The 15,703-nt window shown below is 38.4% G+C and carries 15 protein-coding genes and 2 pseudogenes; 6 read left to right on the forward strand and 11 right to left on the reverse strand.

The window, feature by feature from the left end:
• Positions 1-37 precede the first annotated feature (37 nt).
• A complete protein-coding gene (locus ACFIJW_RS09715) occupies positions 38-781 on the forward strand; it encodes a L,D-transpeptidase (protein WP_375611178.1) in 744 nt (247 codons plus the stop codon).
• 221 nt (positions 782-1,002) lie between these two features.
• Here the strand turns inward: ACFIJW_RS09715 and pth are convergent, their stop codons facing one another.
• Positions 1,003-1,584, reverse strand: coding sequence for an aminoacyl-tRNA hydrolase (pth, locus tag ACFIJW_RS09720; RefSeq protein WP_375634285.1), 582 nt, complete (start codon positions 1,582-1,584; stop codon positions 1,003-1,005).
• Between the two features lie 76 nt (positions 1,585-1,660).
• On the reverse strand, positions 1,661-2,290 hold the full coding sequence (locus ACFIJW_RS09725; protein ID WP_375634286.1) for a 50S ribosomal protein L25/general stress protein Ctc: 630 nt from the start codon (positions 2,288-2,290) through the stop codon (positions 1,661-1,663).
• Between the two features lie 292 nt (positions 2,291-2,582).
• Between ACFIJW_RS09725 and ACFIJW_RS09730 the strand changes: the two genes are divergently transcribed.
• A complete protein-coding gene (locus tag ACFIJW_RS09730; protein ID WP_375634287.1) occupies positions 2,583-4,082 on the forward strand; it encodes a helicase HerA domain-containing protein in 1,500 nt (499 codons plus the stop codon).
• Here the strand turns inward: ACFIJW_RS09730 and ACFIJW_RS09735 are convergent.
• From ACFIJW_RS09735 to lgt, 4 genes are all read right to left on the reverse strand, one after another.
• Positions 4,079-5,011 (reverse strand): ribose-phosphate pyrophosphokinase, encoded by a 933-nt coding sequence (locus tag ACFIJW_RS09735; RefSeq protein ID WP_375606345.1) that lies wholly within the window; start codon positions 5,009-5,011, stop codon positions 4,079-4,081. The genes ACFIJW_RS09730 and ACFIJW_RS09735 overlap by 4 nt on opposite strands.
• Before the next feature lie 474 nt (positions 5,012-5,485).
• The gene (gene pgeF / locus ACFIJW_RS09740; RefSeq protein ID WP_375634288.1) at positions 5,486-6,277 is read right to left on the reverse strand and encodes a peptidoglycan editing factor PgeF; all 792 of its coding nucleotides are present in this window, start codon (positions 6,275-6,277) and stop codon (positions 5,486-5,488) included.
• 102 nt (positions 6,278-6,379) lie between these two features.
• On the reverse strand, positions 6,380-7,459 hold the full coding sequence (locus ACFIJW_RS09745; protein WP_375634210.1) for a class I SAM-dependent methyltransferase: 1,080 nt from the start codon (positions 7,457-7,459) through the stop codon (positions 6,380-6,382).
• A complete protein-coding gene (gene lgt / locus ACFIJW_RS09750; protein ID WP_375634208.1) occupies positions 7,434-8,312 on the reverse strand; it encodes a prolipoprotein diacylglyceryl transferase in 879 nt (292 codons plus the stop codon). The genes ACFIJW_RS09745 and lgt overlap by 26 nt, the downstream gene beginning before the upstream one ends.
• A 321-nt stretch (positions 8,313-8,633) precedes the next feature.
• Here lgt and ACFIJW_RS09755 point away from each other — a divergent pair, with 321 nt between their 5' ends.
• Both ACFIJW_RS09755 and ACFIJW_RS09760 read left to right on the forward strand, forming a co-directional pair.
• Positions 8,634-8,879, forward strand: a complete 246-nt coding sequence (locus ACFIJW_RS09755; protein WP_273791228.1) for an accessory factor UbiK family protein — start codon at positions 8,634-8,636, stop codon at positions 8,877-8,879.
• Positions 8,880-9,282: 403 nt separating this feature from the next.
• Positions 9,283-9,783 (forward strand): YbjN domain-containing protein, encoded by a 501-nt coding sequence (locus ACFIJW_RS09760; RefSeq protein WP_375634290.1) that lies wholly within the window; start codon positions 9,283-9,285, stop codon positions 9,781-9,783.
• A gap of 45 nt (positions 9,784-9,828) precedes the next feature.
• Here ACFIJW_RS09760 and ACFIJW_RS09765 read toward each other — a convergent pair whose 3' ends face one another.
• Positions 9,829-11,169, reverse strand: coding sequence for an ATP-binding protein (locus ACFIJW_RS09765; RefSeq protein WP_375617608.1), 1,341 nt, complete (start codon positions 11,167-11,169; stop codon positions 9,829-9,831).
• 8 nt (positions 11,170-11,177) lie between these two features.
• A complete protein-coding gene (locus ACFIJW_RS09770) occupies positions 11,178-11,882 on the reverse strand; it encodes a response regulator (RefSeq protein ID WP_375612976.1) in 705 nt (234 codons plus the stop codon).
• A gap of 144 nt (positions 11,883-12,026) precedes the next feature.
• Here ACFIJW_RS09770 and ACFIJW_RS09775 point away from each other — a divergent pair, with 144 nt between their 5' ends.
• Entirely contained in the window at positions 12,027-12,677 is a 651-nt protein-coding gene (locus tag ACFIJW_RS09775; protein WP_375634204.1) for an MBL fold metallo-hydrolase, read from the forward strand.
• Positions 12,678-12,744: 67 nt separating this feature from the next.
• Here the strand turns inward: ACFIJW_RS09775 and ACFIJW_RS09780 are convergent, their stop codons facing one another.
• Together ACFIJW_RS09780 and ACFIJW_RS09785 are read right to left on the reverse strand one after the other, a co-directional pair.
• On the reverse strand, positions 12,745-13,368 hold the full coding sequence (locus ACFIJW_RS09780; RefSeq protein WP_375634202.1) for a BA14K family protein: 624 nt from the start codon (positions 13,366-13,368) through the stop codon (positions 12,745-12,747).
• A gap of 472 nt (positions 13,369-13,840) precedes the next feature.
• A pseudogene (locus tag ACFIJW_RS09785) lies at positions 13,841-14,239 on the reverse strand (sensor histidine kinase); the annotation flags it as partial.
• A gap of 4 nt (positions 14,240-14,243) precedes the next feature.
• Here ACFIJW_RS09785 and ACFIJW_RS09790 point away from each other — a divergent pair.
• A pseudogene (locus ACFIJW_RS09790) lies at positions 14,244-14,554 on the forward strand (MBL fold metallo-hydrolase); the annotation flags it as partial.
• Between the two features lie 69 nt (positions 14,555-14,623).
• Here ACFIJW_RS09790 and ACFIJW_RS09795 read toward each other — a convergent pair.
• Entirely contained in the window at positions 14,624-15,412 is a 789-nt protein-coding gene (locus ACFIJW_RS09795; protein ID WP_375634293.1) for a BA14K family protein, read from the reverse strand.
• Positions 15,413-15,703 lie beyond the last annotated feature (291 nt).

The raw sequence follows: 15,703 nt of genomic DNA on the forward strand, positions 1-15,703 counted from the left end.
AAATCTGCATAAATAATTAATCGGAGAAAATAGAAGAGTGTTATCTCGTTGTGCCTTTTTAATTGCAGCACTTTTGGCTTTGGCTGGATGTGCTACACGTCAGTCAGATATGTCATCGGTCCCTTTTCAACAAGTTCGATACATTCCACCAGAAATACAGGCTTTGTATGGTCCTGTAACGAATGAGACCTATTCGTTACCTGCTGTTGATCTTGCGACAATTGATCCAAAATATTGGCGACAAGAGGTGATTTATTATACATCTTATGCGCCTGGAACATTGGTTATAGATACGCAAGAGTGTTTTCTTTACCTTATTGGTGAAAATGGAAAAGCTTTGCGTTATGGGATTGGTGTCGGTAAAGAAGGCCTAGCATTTGAAGGTGAGGGGGTTATACAGCGCAAGCGTCGGTGGCCAAATTGGGCTCCTACTGCAGCTATGATGGCTCGAGAACCAGAACGTTATGGTCATCTTGGGAAAGGAATGCCACCAGGGCCCGATAATCCATTAGGTGCGCGGGCACTTTATTTGTTCAAAAATGGGAAAGATACACTTTTCCGTATTCATGGCTCACACGAATCGTGGTCAATTGGGCGTGCTATTTCAAGTGGGTGTATCCGTTTGCTTAATCAAGATATTATCGATCTTTATGATCGTGTTCCTATTGGTTCGCGCGTTGTGGTATTGCAAAACAATAGGAGTATTCCTACAGTTTATAGTCAACAATCAAATGGTTACGATCCGCTACAGTCGACCATTCAGCCAAATGATTTTTTTTAATTTAGGGGAGAAGATTGGAGAGAGCTGTGTTTGCTGTTCAATCTTTTCTTTCTCTCAAAAGAGAATATAAGCCTTTCTTTTTCAAAGGTGTATACAAGCTTGTATTCTGTTCTATTTTCTAGCTTCTCACGTTGCCAACAGATTTTGCCTTTGAGAAAGTTTATAAGAGGATTTTTTTAAGAGTTCTTATTCATATTCTTCACGCGACAGGGGCACGCAAGCTAATGGTTCTGATTGTGTTTTATCGTTTGTAAAACTTCATTCATAAAGAGGGATTTATCATCTTTTATAAGGAGAGCGATATTTTTTGCGATTGTCTCTAAGAGAGGGGATAACCATTCTTGATCAGATTTGGTAAAATTTCCTAGGACATGCTGATGAACAAGTTCTTTGCTTCCAGGATGACCAATTCCTATGCGTATACGACAATAGTCAGTACCACAATGGGCATCAATAGACTTAATGCCATTATGCCCATTATTTCCTCCACCAATTTTTATACGAACTTTCCCCGGTGACAGGTCTAGCTCATCATAAATGATGATCAAATTCTTTAAATCTAATTTATAAAATCGCAAAGCTTCACCGATAGCTTGACCAGAAAGATTCATGAAAGTTTGTGGTTTTATAAGAAAAATTTTCTCATTATTTATGAAACCATTGGAGATTTCTGCTTGAAACTTCTTTGACCATGTAGAAAAAGAGAAGGACTGATAAATGGCATCAACAGCCATAAAACCGATATTATGGCGGTTATTTTGATATTGTAAACCAGGATTGCCAAGACCAGCAATAAGCCACATGTGTATCTTCAGTCAAAGTATGAGTAAGGGTAATGTCTCATAAATTAAGGCGGAAAAAATTCCCGCCTTTTGAGTTTTATGAAGTTTCCGTGTCTTCTTCATCATTTTCTTGTTCACAAGTTTCATCGCTGACATCCATGCCAGCAGGAGCTGCAATGGTTGCAATGGTAAAGTCTCGATCTTGGATGATGGGAGTCACATCTTGTGGCAGTTGCACTGCTGAAATGTGAATAGAATCACCAATAGAGTAGCTGGAGAGATCAATTTCAATAGCTTCAGGAATAGCACTTGCTGGAGCTGTACATTCAATTTCGTGCCGAACAATATTGAGGACACCACCCTTTTTAAGTCCAGGTGCCGTATCTTCATTGAGGAAGTGGACAGGAATATTCACTTCTACAACGGATTTTGCTGAAATGCGCAAAAAGTCTACATGGAGGGGAAAGTCACGCACGGGATCTAATTGATAATCTTTTGGCAAAACCATAATTTTTTGCTTGTCAAGAATAATCGTTGCAATGGTGGTACGAAAGCCACCGGCATGAATTTTGTAGAAAATTTCTTTATAGGGAACTGTTATTGCCAAGGGTGGTTGTTTTTCACCATAAATGACAGCAGGAATAAGACCGTTGCGGCGAAGTTCACGGGAGGACCCCTTACCAACCCGCTCGCGTTTTTCGGCCTTAAGAGTGTAGCTTTTGCTCATAATTTAAGTCCTTTTTACATGATTGGAGATCCTTCAAAAACAGTAATAGTTTTTGCATGGATATGAAGATATGCGCTAACCAACAGCGATCACTCCATTCTGCGTTGCCTCCAAGGGTGTCTACGCAGAAGTTTGTTCTATAGTTCAAACTATTCATAGATGCAAGAGTTGTGGGAAAAATCGATGATTTCTACCGTTAAAAAGGAGGAAATGTTACAAATTACGGTGTGGATGGAGAATCAACCAATATGTGCTGGCGCTGATATGTTCAAAATCAAACACTGGAGATGTTATGAAGGTTGAGATTGCCTTGGGTGAGATGTCAGAGAGTCGTGCTTTGCATAAATCGATGCCAGCACTTCTTGACTTGGAAGAATTATTGGCGACACGTCTTCTTGTACAAGGTAATTCCGGTTCAGGAAAATCACATCTTTTACGCCGTCTTTTGGAGCAAAGTGCTAAGTGGGTGCAGCATTGTGTAATTGATCCAGAAGGCGATTTTGTAACTTTGGCAGATAAATTTGGTCATGTTATTGTAGAGGCTCAACGTAGTGAATTAGAATTGACTCGTATTGCCCATCGCATTCGACAACATCGAGTTTCAGTGGTATTTAATCTTGAAGGCTTGGATACTGAACAACAGATGCGTGCTGTAGGGGCTTTCCTTGGGGCACTGTTTGATGTAGAACGTGATTATTGGTATCCTATGCTTGTCGTTGTCGATGAAGCACAATTGTTTGCTCCAACTGCAGCAGGAGAAGTTTCTGATGAAGCGCGTAAAATTTCTTTGAGCGCTATGACCAATCTTATGTGTCGAGGACGTAAACGTGGTCTTGCTGGTGTTATTGCGACACAACGTTTGGCTAAGCTTGCCAAAAATGTTGCTGCGGAAGCTTCAAACTTTTTAATAGGGCGGACTTTTTTAGATATTGATATGGTGCGCGCTGCTGATCTCTTGGGAATGGAGCGTCGCCAAGCGGAAATGTTTAGAGATCTTGAACGGGGAAATTTTATAGCTTTAGGACCTGCTCTATCACGACGTCCCTTACCAATCATTATCGGTTCTGTTGAAACTTTGGCACGCTCTTCTAGTCCTAAATTAATGCCACTTCCAACAGAGCGGGATGATGTGCAAGAGCTCGTTTTTACTGCTTCACCAGAGGAAATTTTAACGCCATTTAAACAAACACGAGAGCCGATGAGGGAAAAGTCAATGCACGAGATGTTAGAGGAGGTAGTGCATAAAAAACAAGAGTTGTTGGAAGAAAACCCGAGTTTATTTCCTGAACTTTCTGATGTTGAGCGTGACGGGCAAGCAGAACATATTATTCGGGAAATTCTTGAGGATTCTGAAGCTTTTTATCGTTCAACAGCGGTGCTTTATCAAGATTTTTCAGTTCGTTGTCGTATCCATGGTATGTCAAAGGTTCCTTTTAATCTTTCACAATTTCGGCGTAAATTGGCTATTGCTCAGGCTTTTGTTGATGAACAAACGGCTGTCAGTGAACATTGGAAACATATTTTGCAGATATCAGAAAGTTTGGAAGAAGATGTTCAAGGAGTCTTCTTGAATGTGGCACAGGCCGCATTAGGGGGAAAGCCATGTCCATCTGATGCATTTTTAGCACGTCTTTATGGAACTCATTCTTTAAGCCGTGTACGCCGACTTTTAACCTACTTTGAAGAGCGTGGACTTATTGTTATTCACACGCATTTTAGTGGTCGACGTATTGTTGCATTTCCTGATCTTGGTGTTGAAACAGCACCAGGAGACCCCAAGGAACCACTTTAACCAAATAAGCTGGAAACCGATTGTTCTGCTGCTGTCCTTGCTATTGCTTCTCCCATAAGGTCGGCAATGGGCAAAACACGAATATTATGGGTTTTCTCAATAGCTTGTGTTGGCATAATTGAATCTGTAATAACCAATTCTTTCATCTCTGAATTGGCAATTCGCTCGATTGCATTACCAGAAAGAACACCGTGCGTGATATAAGCCGTGACACTATTGGCACCATGTTTAAGCAGAGCACTTGCTGCATTGCATAAAGTTCCACCTGAATCAACAATATCATCAAGCAAAAGGCAATCTTTTCCCGATACATCTCCAATGATATTCATAACTTCTGATTCACCGGGGCTTTCGCGACGTTTATCCACAATAGCGAGCAAACTGTTCAAGCGCTTGGCGAGTGCGCGCGCACGCACCACACCACCCACATCAGGTGAAACAACGATAACATTTTCAAGAGAATAATGCACTTTGACATCGCGAGAAATGACAGGAACAGCATAGAGATTATCCGTAGGGATATCAAAAAAACCTTGAATTTGTCCTGCATGAAGGTCCAATGTTAAAACACGATGGGCTCCTGCTTCCGTAATTAGGTTGGCAACAAGTTTTGCAGAAATAGGAGTCCGTGGTCCTGGTTTTCTATCTTGGCGGGCATAGCCAAAATAGGGGATAACAGCTGTAATACGACGCGCAGAAGAACGACGAAGGGCATCAATCATGATGAGTAATTCCATCAAATGATCATTTGCGGGATAGGATGTAGATTGCAAAACAAAAACATCTTGTCCACGTACATTTTCATGCAGTTCTACGAAAATTTCTTGATCAGCAAAGCGCTTTACAGTTGCTTTGCCTAAGGGGATGTTCAAATAATTTGCAACATCTTCAGCTAGGCGTGGATTAGAATTTCCGCAGAAAAGTTTCATAGTAGAACCTCTGAATCATCATGGTGGGAATGCGACACGGTTTTTAATTTCTTTTTATTAAATTGCAAGAGAACAATTACAAAAGCCTTACAATTTTATTGATTATTATTAAAGAGCTATGCAGTATGTTTTCTCTTTTTCCAAAAGTTTGTTACTTTTAGAGCAAAGTTTTTTCTCCATGCGGCAAAGAAATACATATTGATTAAGCTTTTTAGTTATTACTTTATAAAAATACTTTCAATATGGGGAATGTTTCATATTTAAGATGAATGAAGGGGAGTAATAAAAAGAAGTATCATCTTGCCTTCAATCATTATAACCAAACATTGAAAATGATCATAGCGAAGGCTATCATATTTTATGGGCTGGTAGATAATTTCGTGAAAAAAGCAAAGTACAATGGGATTTATTTTTCCATTTGGGTAAAAAGTTTAGTTTTGCAGTTTTGGTATTGTTCTCAAGCATAAAAGGGGCTCATCTTTTGTTTTTCAGCATAATAGCAGAAATTTGCCGTCCGTAATCGGGTTCGTTGCGGTGTATTGCACGGCGATAGGAGAAAAAACGCTGTTCATCTTGATAGGTACAAAGCTCTACACAAGAAGCATTAACACCTGCTTCTTTGAGTTGATTTATAATAAATGCCCATAGATTAAAATAAAAGCGATTTATTTTGTTTTTTTTTAAAAAATATTTTTGGTATTTGCTGTGGTAATCAATAAATTGGTCGTAAAATTCATTTGTTACTTCATAGTGATAAGGGCCAATACAAGGTCCCAGGACTGCTGTTATTGATTGTCTTTTGGCTCCTTGTTTTTCCATAACAGCAATTGTTTTCTCGATAATTCCATTTAAGCTTCCACGCCAGCCAGCATGAGTTGCAGCGATGACTCTAGCTTGTGGATCAGCAAACAGAATGGGTCCGCAATCTGCTGTAAGAACCCCAATAACGAGTTCTGGGGTGGTTGTAACCAGAGCATCAGCTTGAGGAGGTGCACCGATAGTTGCTTGATGAGCTACGACAACGTTACAGGAATGTATTTGATTAACTGTGACTAAATTTTGCGCTTCAATAGAAAAATAATTGGCAATCAAAAGACGATTCTGTACAATATATTCAAGTTGATCATTTAAACCTTTCCCAACATTAAGACTATGATAAAGATTTTTTGAAACACCATCTTGACGTGTAAAAAATCCATGTTTTATTCCATGGGTGTGTAAAGTAGAAAGATTTTTTGCAAGAATGGGATGAGGGATAGATTTCATAAAAGTTCCTTATGGAGATTATTTAAAGTGAGGATGGAGATGTTCATATTTGTCAATGAATATTTCAGATAATGATGTGTTTATTGACAAAAGCGCCGATCACTAAAATTGGGGAGGTATAGAGATATTTTTATCACTGAAATGTAAAACTTTAAATAATTTTCCCATCTGATCTGGACCAGCGAGCCGTTCGATGTCTTGGCGGATTTTGTCTTGCAAAGGAGCACTTTTGCCAACTCCAAGCTGGTTTGCGCGCTCCAGTAGCCCCATTTTAAAAAGAAATTCTCCTTGCTCTAAGATTTCAGCAAAACAGCCCTGTTCAAGAGCTATGTTTTTTAAAAAAGAAAAATCAACATGGGATGTTAAATCATGTTCACCAGGGGCATCAAAAACATCACGAAATCTATGTTTTGAGAGTGCTTGCAAGGTATCGCCAAAGGCAAGCTCACAAGCACCATAGTCGATAAGTAAAGCAGAACCCGTCACTTGCACTAAATGGTGGCTGATTTGTTGCATGAATTGATGCCGTAAGGGGGCATGTTCAAAAATTGTTCCGTCAGGCACTTTAGAACAATAGGTTTGTAGACAAGAAGAGGGAAGTTTATGCGGGGCAGCAATAAAGATGAAATCTCCATTTTGATTGACTGTAATGCGGCGCTCTTTCCATTCTCCATTGATTTTAATATATTGGTTGATAGGGAGTGTATCGAGAAATTCATTAGCAATGAGGAAGAGAGGTTTTGAAGGAATTTGATTAAAATTTTCAATGCTATGGATTTGTTTTTGATAAGAGCAAAGGCGCTTTTTTTGTTCTTTTGCAAGTTTTTTGCTTATTTCGATCAGAAAAATTTCAGCAGCATTAAATGCTCTTGTAGAAAGCTTTTGGATAGTTCGCAAAATGTCATCCATCAAAGTTCCACGTCCTGGACCTATCTCAGCGAGGATAAAAGGATGAGGATAACCTTGAGCTTTCCAGCTTGCAAGAGTCCAAATGCCAATCATTTCTCCAAATAATTGGCTTATTTCAGGTGCTGTAATGAAATCACCAGCACGTCCGAAAGGTGTTTGTGTTTGATAATAACCAAATTGAGGATCTGTAAGTGCCAACGTCATATATTGGCTAACAGTGATTGGTCCATTAAGGACAATAATTTCTTTAATTTTTTCTTTGAGATTGGCCATTTTCTGTCGGTTTATATTTAAAGGCGTGGAGAAGAAGATAAAACCCTACAAGAAGCATGGGAAGAGATAAAGCCATGCCATAGGTAAAACCAGTAGAATGGAAAAGAGTCGAAAACCATTCTGGATCTTCTTGAGGCGCACGGTAAATTTCAGAAATGCTGCGTGTTACTGCGTAGCCTATAATAAATGTTCCTGATACAGTACCGGGACGTTTTAATGCTTTGAACCCAAAAATAAGAAGACACAGGATGATGAAGAGAAGAAATCCTTCCATAAATGCTTCGTAAAGCTGGCTTGGATGGCGCGGTAAATAGTAAGGATCGAGAGGAAAACAAACAGCCCAAGGACGTGTAGTAATATTACCCCATAATTCTTGGTTAATGAAGTTGCAGATTCGTACAATGCCGATACCAATAGGAGCACCTGCAGCAATGATATCAAACATGGCTCGTATGTTAATATGATTTTTACGGGCAAACCAGATCATAGCAATGATAATACCAATAAGTCCGCCATGAAAGGACATTCCCCCATCCCATACGGCAATAATAGCACTTGGATGATTAAAATAGTAAATGGGATCCCATACAAGAACTTGTCCTAAACGCCCTCCGACAACAACACTTATGGCAGACCAGACAACAAAATCTCCGATCTTTTCTTTATCCATAGGAGGATAGTTTCTATACCATAGAGATGTTTCTTTTAATAATTTTTGCGCATACCACCAAGCAAAAAGAATACCCAGCACGTAACCAAGTCCATACCAATGAAGTGTTATGGGACCTAGCTGGATAATAACAGGATCAAGAAAAGACGGAAAAGCAATGGCTGGACAAGACAAATTGTTCATGAGTTAAGCATCTTACATTATACGAGATGAATATGAAGTGACTCTGATGATCAGAAATGACAGATGAATACACAATGGTCAAGTCAGTAGGGAGGCTAGTCAGAAAGGGGGGTAGATTTCCACTGATTTATCGCGGTAAAAAATATGGTGATAAAAGGAATATTAAAAAATCTTAAACAAAATCATTATGAAAAATCTGCACAGTATGTAAAATATAGAGTAAAAGGAACAAATTACAGTATCTAAATGTTATGAGAATACGCTATTATGAGAATACGCTATAATGCGTGCGTCAATAATTAAAATTTAAGGAAAAAGGTTATGCGTAATGGATCAAATCGTATTCTTGATGAATTAGCAAAATTAGCAACGGATGCTGCTGACGTTGCGCAAGGCATACGACGTGAAGCTGGAACAGCTTTTCGTGTGCAGGCTGAAAAGATAGCAAACAAACTTGATCTTGTTTCTCGCGAAGAGTTTGAGACTTTTAAGGAGATGGTGCTGAAAATCCATGCTGATAACGCTGATTTGAAAAGACGCCTTGATGATTTAAAAAAAGATGATTAAAAAAACGCAGACACAAAAAAGTAAAATAGTTTAAAAAAAAGAATCTTCAAAAAAATATCCCCAATTTTTCAATATGATGCGTGAAACTAAAAAATGCTTAATCTTGAGTCTGTTAGAGCGGAGCATTTGTTTATTTTTGATTTTTTTTGGGGGTAAAATACATTTTTTTGAATCAGGGGGGCTGGCGCTATGAAATTGTATCAATACACTGAAAAGACTTGATGATTCGTTTTATGACTATCAGGTTGCCCTAAACAGCGCGATTGTGTTCTGGGTGTTTGTGTACTGTCGATGTTTTTATGTGTATTTGTTTGGTGTAAAGGTTCTGATTGTAGCAAAATGTTGTTACAGTTTAGACGGTTTATATTCTGTTGACAATGTTTTAAGATGATTGAGGATTGTGATGAGGCTTGCATTTTGCTCCACAGAAAGAAAAGAGCACCCTGTCGACTTTATCGAACAGATTGCCTGTGAATATGATTGGTCGTTTGAGCGGGATGCAGAAGATGAAATTAGCGTTTGTGTGGAAGGAAAACGCGCAAACTATCGTCTTGCTTTTTCATGGATGGAAGAGCATGAAGCACTTCATTTAGCTTGTTCGTTTGATCTTTCTATTAAAAATGCTCGAACAGCTGAAATACAGCGCTTATTGCTAGCAATTAATGAAAAGTTGTTGTTGGGACATTTTGATTACTGGCAAAGGAATAATTCAGTTATTTATCGACAAGGTCTTCTTTTGGCTGGTGGGATGCATCCATCTCATATACAGGTTGAAACATTATTGATACATGCACTTAAAGCCTGTGAAAGCCATTATGTTGCATTTCAGATGGTTGCTTTGTCGGGAGAAAGTGCTTACAAGGCACTGCAGTACACTTTGTTTGAAACTGTAGGGAATGCCTAAAATATACAGTTTGTTATTTTTACAGACGGTTTGCTGAAATATTGCTCATAGGGGGATATCAAGAATAGCGCGCAATCCCCCGAGTGGGCTCTCATCTAATTGTATATTGCCACCATGGCTGCGTGCTATGTCTTGAGCAATAGAAAGACCAAGCCCTGTTCCACTTGCATCTTGATTTCGCGCTTTATCAAGTCGAAAGAATGGCTTAAAAACTTCTGTGCGCATATTTTTATGAATTCCAGGTCCATTATCATCGATTATCAATATAAAAGATTCTTGTTGAGAGTTAGCGGTTAGTTTAACGGTCGTGCCGTAACAAAATGCATTTGATACAAGATTGCTGACCAAGCGTGTAAAAGCACGGGGACGTACTTGTATTTCTGTAGGACCTTCAATAGTGTAAGAAAATTGACGTTTGTGAAGATGAGCATCGGCGGAGAATTTTTTCATAAGAGCATTTAAATCAAAAGTCTTGACACTTTCACTTCCTTCACCACGAGCAAAAGCAAGATAATCTTCTAACATATTTTGCATGTCACTTACATCTTGCTCAAGCGGTTTAATATCAAAGCCAGTATTTGCTAATGCTAGCTGAAGTTTAAAACGTGTAAGAATGGTTCTTAAATCATGACTTACTCCTGAGAGCATCATGGTGCGTTGTTCGATTTGGCGTTCAATACGTTCTCGCATACGTAAAAAAGCGATGCCTGCACGACGGACTTCATCAGCTCCTTGTGGTTGAAATCCTTTTGGTAAAGGACGACCGCGTCCAAAGCTTTCTGCTGCTTCAGCCAATTGTTGAATCGGTTTGATTTGATTGCGTAAAAAGTAAATTGCTATCAGCAATAAAACAAGAGCTGTTCCTACCATCCAGCTTAAAAAAATAGCAGTATTGGAAGCATAGGCTTGGCTGCGTGGAGCAAAGACGCGTAAGATGTTGTGACCAAGGTGGATACGGATTTCAACAAGATCAGAATCTCCTACGGTATCAATCCAGAAGGGACGGTTAATTTGGCGGGTGATTTCTTCACTTAAAAAATAGTCAAGAATTGCAAAAAATGGCTTAGGTCCTGGAGGGGGTAAGGAGGTAGGAGATAGAATAGAAATATTTAATCCCATACGTTGTTGTGCAATACGCTTGATATCTTCATAGTTATCTTGTTGGGGATATGTTTCAAGAATATCAATAATGGCTGAAATATCATGCACGACAGCCGTTGAAAGACGCTCGGTTACCATTTGCCAATGTCGTTCCATAAAGACATAAGCAATGACCGTTTGCAGAAGCACCATGGGAGCGATGATAATGATCAAAGAGCGAGCATAAAGCCGTTTAGGCATTTTTTTCGTTAACCATCGAAGAAAAAATCTTAAAGGTTTGATCATTCTTGTGCCTATTCAATAGAGAGTTTATACCCTATTCCTCGCACGGTTTGGAGCCATATAGGCAGTGCTGGGTTTTTTTCGATTTTACGACGAAGGCGGTTGATCTGCACATCAATGGCACGTTCACTTATATTGCTGTCATCGGTCGCGAATTTATGGCGCGGAATTGTATCGCCTGCATTTTCGGCAAACATGACCATCATTTCTTGTTCTTTATCTGTTAATTTAATAATTTCTCCTCCTTTTTTGAGTTCGCGTCGTGAAATTGAAAATATATAAGGACCAAAAACTATTTGCTCAATTTTGGGTTGGTGAGGGGGAAAACCACGTCGTAAAATGGCGTTGATGCGAAGGAGAAGTTCACGAGGGTCAAACGGCTTAGCCAGATAATCATCTGCCCCTGCTTCTAATCCACGGATACGATTGTCTATTTCTGATAAAGCTGTTAACATGAAGATAGGGACATCTTTTGTTTGGCGGAGTGAATGAGTGAGATCAATACCGTTTTCGCCAGGCATCATGACATCAACAATAAGAAGATCAAAATCTAAACTTGCCAACAGTCGTCTTGCTTCATTCGCATTGGCTGAAACTGAAACACGAAATCCATTTTTAATGAGAAACTGAAATAAAAGATTGCGAATACGTGTATCGTCATCAATCACAAGAAGGTGAGGGGCATCGTCACACAAAACTTGAACGTGATTGCTCATTCTTAAAAAAACCTTGATAAAAATTTAGTTTACACAAAATGCAAGTTTACATAAGTTGTATAAAGCTGTCGAGCAGCACCTTTACCTTAAAAGAGAGAAAGTTTTATTTATAAATTTAAAAAAGTTATTTTTGAAAAGGATATTATGGGTAGTCTTAATATACATATTATTCCAGTTACAACATTCCAACAAAATTGTACTTTGCTTTTTGATAGTGAATGTAAAACGGGGGTTCTCGTTGATCCTGGTGGTGATTGGCCGCGGATTCAAGACGTAATCGAAAAGAATGGTGTTATCGTTGAGGCTATTTGGATAACACATGGTCATTTTGATCATGTAGGAGCAGCGATGCAAGTGAAAGAAGCGCTTAATGTAAAAATTATTGGTTCACATCGCGATGATAAGCCTGTGATGGATGCCGTGAGCGAAAGCGCAAAAAATTATGGTATCACTGATGCTTGCATCTGTATTCCTGACCAATGGTTAGAAGATGGTGAGTGCGTTCATTTTGCTGGACATGTGTTTAAGGTTTTTCACACCCCAGGACATTCCCCTGGTCATGTTATTTATTTCAATGAAAAAGAGCGCTTAGCCCTCTTGGGTGATGTTCTCTTTCGTGGTTCTATTGGACGTACGGACTTCCCCTTCTGTTCCCATGAAAAATTGATGCAATCCCTTCGAGAAAAAGTTTTACCTTTAGGCGATGATGTTTGTTTTATCTGTGGGCATGGTCCCAAAAGTAGCATAGGCTATGAGCGACAAAATAATCCTTTTCTTCAAGATTTTAATATATGAGCAAATAAAAAACGCTTTGAAGCGTTTTTTTGCCATTTAAAACTTTTTTAGTAGGACGGAACAGAAGTTAATTTATTGGGGCATAACAAATGTGTTCCAAACCATTACGGTCTCGAAAGGTCCCTGTTTTAGGGTTGAAAGAACGGTATTTTTTCTTGCAATATTGAAGCCAATCAGATTCTAATGATTGTTGTACTGGCTCATATTCCACCGTTTGCGGAGCTTCATAAATTATCTGTTCTTGTGGAACCTGTTGATATACAATTTGATGCTGTGGTGCGGTTTGATAAACAACTTGTGGTTGTTCTGATTTTTTAAAAATTTTGCCGAGAAGTGCACCTGCTGCAAGAGCAAGAATGCCCATTGCTAAAGCTTCTCCTGAGTTATTTATATTAATACTACTGTGTTTTGTCTTTTTGCGCTCGACATAATGATATGTCTTGTGTTCAACATGATGGTGTTGTTGTGCTCCCCATTTATGGCTAACATAATGACGCTTGTGGGGATTATCAAAAGAGTGATGTTCACTATGAGAAAAATGGGAGCTAAAATTGTGAGACGGTAAACCAGCCTCCCTTCTCATGTCATAGTTATGATACCATGCCATATCCGCAAGCGTTGGATCTAATGGCATCAAAACGGTTACAGTAGACATTGCTGATAATACCGCTAATCTGATCACTTTTTTCATAATGATGCTCCTTGTGTAAATTTGTATTTTTCACATCCTACACGTGTCAAACTGAATAGAGCCTGAACAATTTTGGACTTTATTGTGACAAAAAAATAAAAATTCATTTAGTTAAAACTATTATCAATACAATAAAATAAAATCATGACAGAATTTTGATTTCAATTAATGTACTCTTTTTAAGGTTAATTAAGCAGCTTGTATTTAGAGCACCAGATTTTTTACTATTGGTTATAAATTATTTATTGATGAGTACTTTTTTATTGCTTGATACAATATGAATTGAACAATAGGTGTATGAACAAAAGTTATCGTTTTTTATTATAGGCTTATGGTGCTAAGATAGAACCTTATTTGTGTGATTGAATACAGTCCTGTTTGACTACTCTCTTGTGAGGCTAAATATTGAGTTCGATATCATATTATAACTGTATAAATATAATATATTGCGGGAACTTTTTTTGATATATGGGAAACATTTTTGTTGGGATATGGCTGTTAGTTTGACAGTATTGACATGACAAAATGCATTTGACACAAGATTGCTGATGAGACGCGTGAAGGCACGTGGGCGTGCTTGTATTTGTGTAGGGCTTTCAATGGTGTAGGAAAATTGACGTTTGTGAAGATGCGCATCGGTAGAGAATTTTTGCATAAGAGCATTTAAATCAAAAGTTTTAACATACTCACTTTCTTCACTACGGGCAAAAGCAAGGTAATCTTCTAACATATTTTGCATGTCGCTCACATCTTGTTCAAGCGGCTTGATATCAAAGTCAGTATTTGCTAACGCTTGCTGAAGTTTAAAACGGGTGAGAATGGTTCTTAAATCATGGCTTATACCCGAAAGCATCATGGGGCGTTGTTCGATATAGTTAGAAGATGGTGAGTGTGTGTATTTTGCTGGACATGAGTTTAGGGTTTTACATACACTGGGGCATTCCCCTGGTCATGTTCTTTATTTCAATGAAAAAGAGCGCTTAGCCCTCTTGGGTGATGTTCTCTTTCGTGGTTCTATTGGACGTACGGACTTCCCCTTCTGTTCTTATGAAAAATTGATGCAATCCCTTCGAGAAAAAGTTTTACCTTTAGGCGATGATGTTTGCTTTATCTGTGGGCATGATCCCAAAAGTAGTATAGGCTATGGGCGCCAAATAATCCTTTTCTTCAAGATTTTAATATATGAGCAAACAAAAAAAACGCTTTGAAGCGTTTTTTTTGCCATTTAAGACTTTTTAGTAGGACGGAACAGAAGTTAATTTATTGGGGCATAACAAATGTGCTCCAAACCATTACGGTCTCGAAAGGTCCCTGTTTTAGGGTTAAAGGAACGGTATTTTTTCTTGCAATAGTTAAGCCAATCAGATTCTAATGATTGCTGGAGTGGCTCATATGCCACCGTTTGCTGCACTTGATAAACTCTTTGATTTTGCGGAACTTTTTGATAAATTACCTGATTTTGTGGTACTATTTGATAAACCACTTGTGGCTGTTCTGGTTTTTTTAAAATTGTACCAAGAATCGTACCTGTTGCAAGACCAAGAATACCCACCGCTAAAGCATCTCCTGAGTTGTCTATATGAATATTACTGTGTTTTGTCTTTTTGCGCTCGACGTAATGATATGTTTTGTTTTCAACATGATGATAATGGTGGTGGTGATGATGATGTTGTTGTTGTTGTTGTTCCGTCTTACTCTGTTTGGCTACAGACCTTTCATGTTTGGCTTTAAATCTTCTCTTGTTGTCATCAGAACTCTTGTGGAAATCATCAACAAACTTTTGGAAATCATCAGAAAAAAAGCCACGTTTTTTATCAGAACAATGGGAGCGAGAAAAAACGCAAGGCAGAATATCAGCTTTCTTCCTCATTTCCCTTATCGCATCATCTGTTTCTTTACGCATCTTCCTCATCATATCATCTATTTCTCTCGAGATAGAGTCACTACGATTCCATGCCATATCCGCAAGCGTTGCATTTAGCGGCATCAAAACGGTCACAGTTGACATTGCTGATAATACCGCTAACCTGATCACTTTTTTCATAATGATGCTCCTTGTGTAAATTCGTATTTTTCACATCCTACACGTTTCAAACTGAATAGAGCCTGAACAATTTTGGGCTTTATTGTGACAAAAAAATAAAAATTTATTTAGTTAAATCTATCGCGGAGACAGTAAAATGAAATCATAACAGAATTTTGATTTCAATTAATGTACTCTGCTTGAGGTTAATTAATAAGTTTGTATTTGTAGTACCCGATTTTTACTATGGGATATAAACTCTTTATTTAGGGATAATTTTTTATTGTTTGGTACAATATGAATTGAACAATA

This window comes from Bartonella sp. MM97QHHN, assembly GCF_042194285.1.
Classification (GTDB): domain Bacteria; phylum Pseudomonadota; class Alphaproteobacteria; order Rhizobiales; family Rhizobiaceae; genus Bartonella.

Coding starts and splice junctions, on each gene's coding strand:
- ACFIJW_RS09725 (WP_375634286.1), bottom strand. CDS start 2,290: ATGAGCAAAAGCTACACTCTTAAGGCCGAAAAACGCGAGCGGGTTGGT.
- ACFIJW_RS09795 (WP_375634293.1), bottom strand. CDS start 15,412: ATGAAAAAAGTGATCAGGTTAGCGGTATTATCAGCAATGTCAACTGTG.
- ACFIJW_RS09775 (WP_375634204.1), top strand. CDS start 12,027: ATGGGTAGTCTTAATATACATATTATTCCAGTTACAACATTCCAACAA.
- pth (WP_375634285.1), bottom strand. CDS start 1,584: ATGTGGCTTATTGCTGGTCTTGGCAATCCTGGTTTACAATATCAAAAT.
- ACFIJW_RS09760 (WP_375634290.1), top strand. CDS start 9,283: ATGAGGCTTGCATTTTGCTCCACAGAAAGAAAAGAGCACCCTGTCGAC.
- ACFIJW_RS09735 (WP_375606345.1), bottom strand. CDS start 5,011: ATGAAACTTTTCTGCGGAAATTCTAATCCACGCCTAGCTGAAGATGTT.
- ACFIJW_RS09745 (WP_375634210.1), bottom strand. CDS start 7,459: ATGGCCAATCTCAAAGAAAAAATTAAAGAAATTATTGTCCTTAATGGA.
- pgeF (WP_375634288.1), bottom strand. CDS start 6,277: ATGAAATCTATCCCTCATCCCATTCTTGCAAAAAATCTTTCTACTTTA.
- lgt (WP_375634208.1), bottom strand. CDS start 8,312: ATGAACAATTTGTCTTGTCCAGCCATTGCTTTTCCGTCTTTTCTTGAT.
- ACFIJW_RS09765 (WP_375617608.1), bottom strand. CDS start 11,169: ATGATCAAACCTTTAAGATTTTTTCTTCGATGGTTAACGAAAAAAATG.
- ACFIJW_RS09770 (WP_375612976.1), bottom strand. CDS start 11,882: ATGAGCAATCACGTTCAAGTTTTGTGTGACGATGCCCCTCACCTTCTT.
- ACFIJW_RS09780 (WP_375634202.1), bottom strand. CDS start 13,368: ATGAAAAAAGTGATCAGATTAGCGGTATTATCAGCAATGTCTACTGTA.
- ACFIJW_RS09755 (WP_273791228.1), top strand. CDS start 8,634: ATGCGTAATGGATCAAATCGTATTCTTGATGAATTAGCAAAATTAGCA.
- ACFIJW_RS09730 (WP_375634287.1), top strand. CDS start 2,583: ATGAAGGTTGAGATTGCCTTGGGTGAGATGTCAGAGAGTCGTGCTTTG.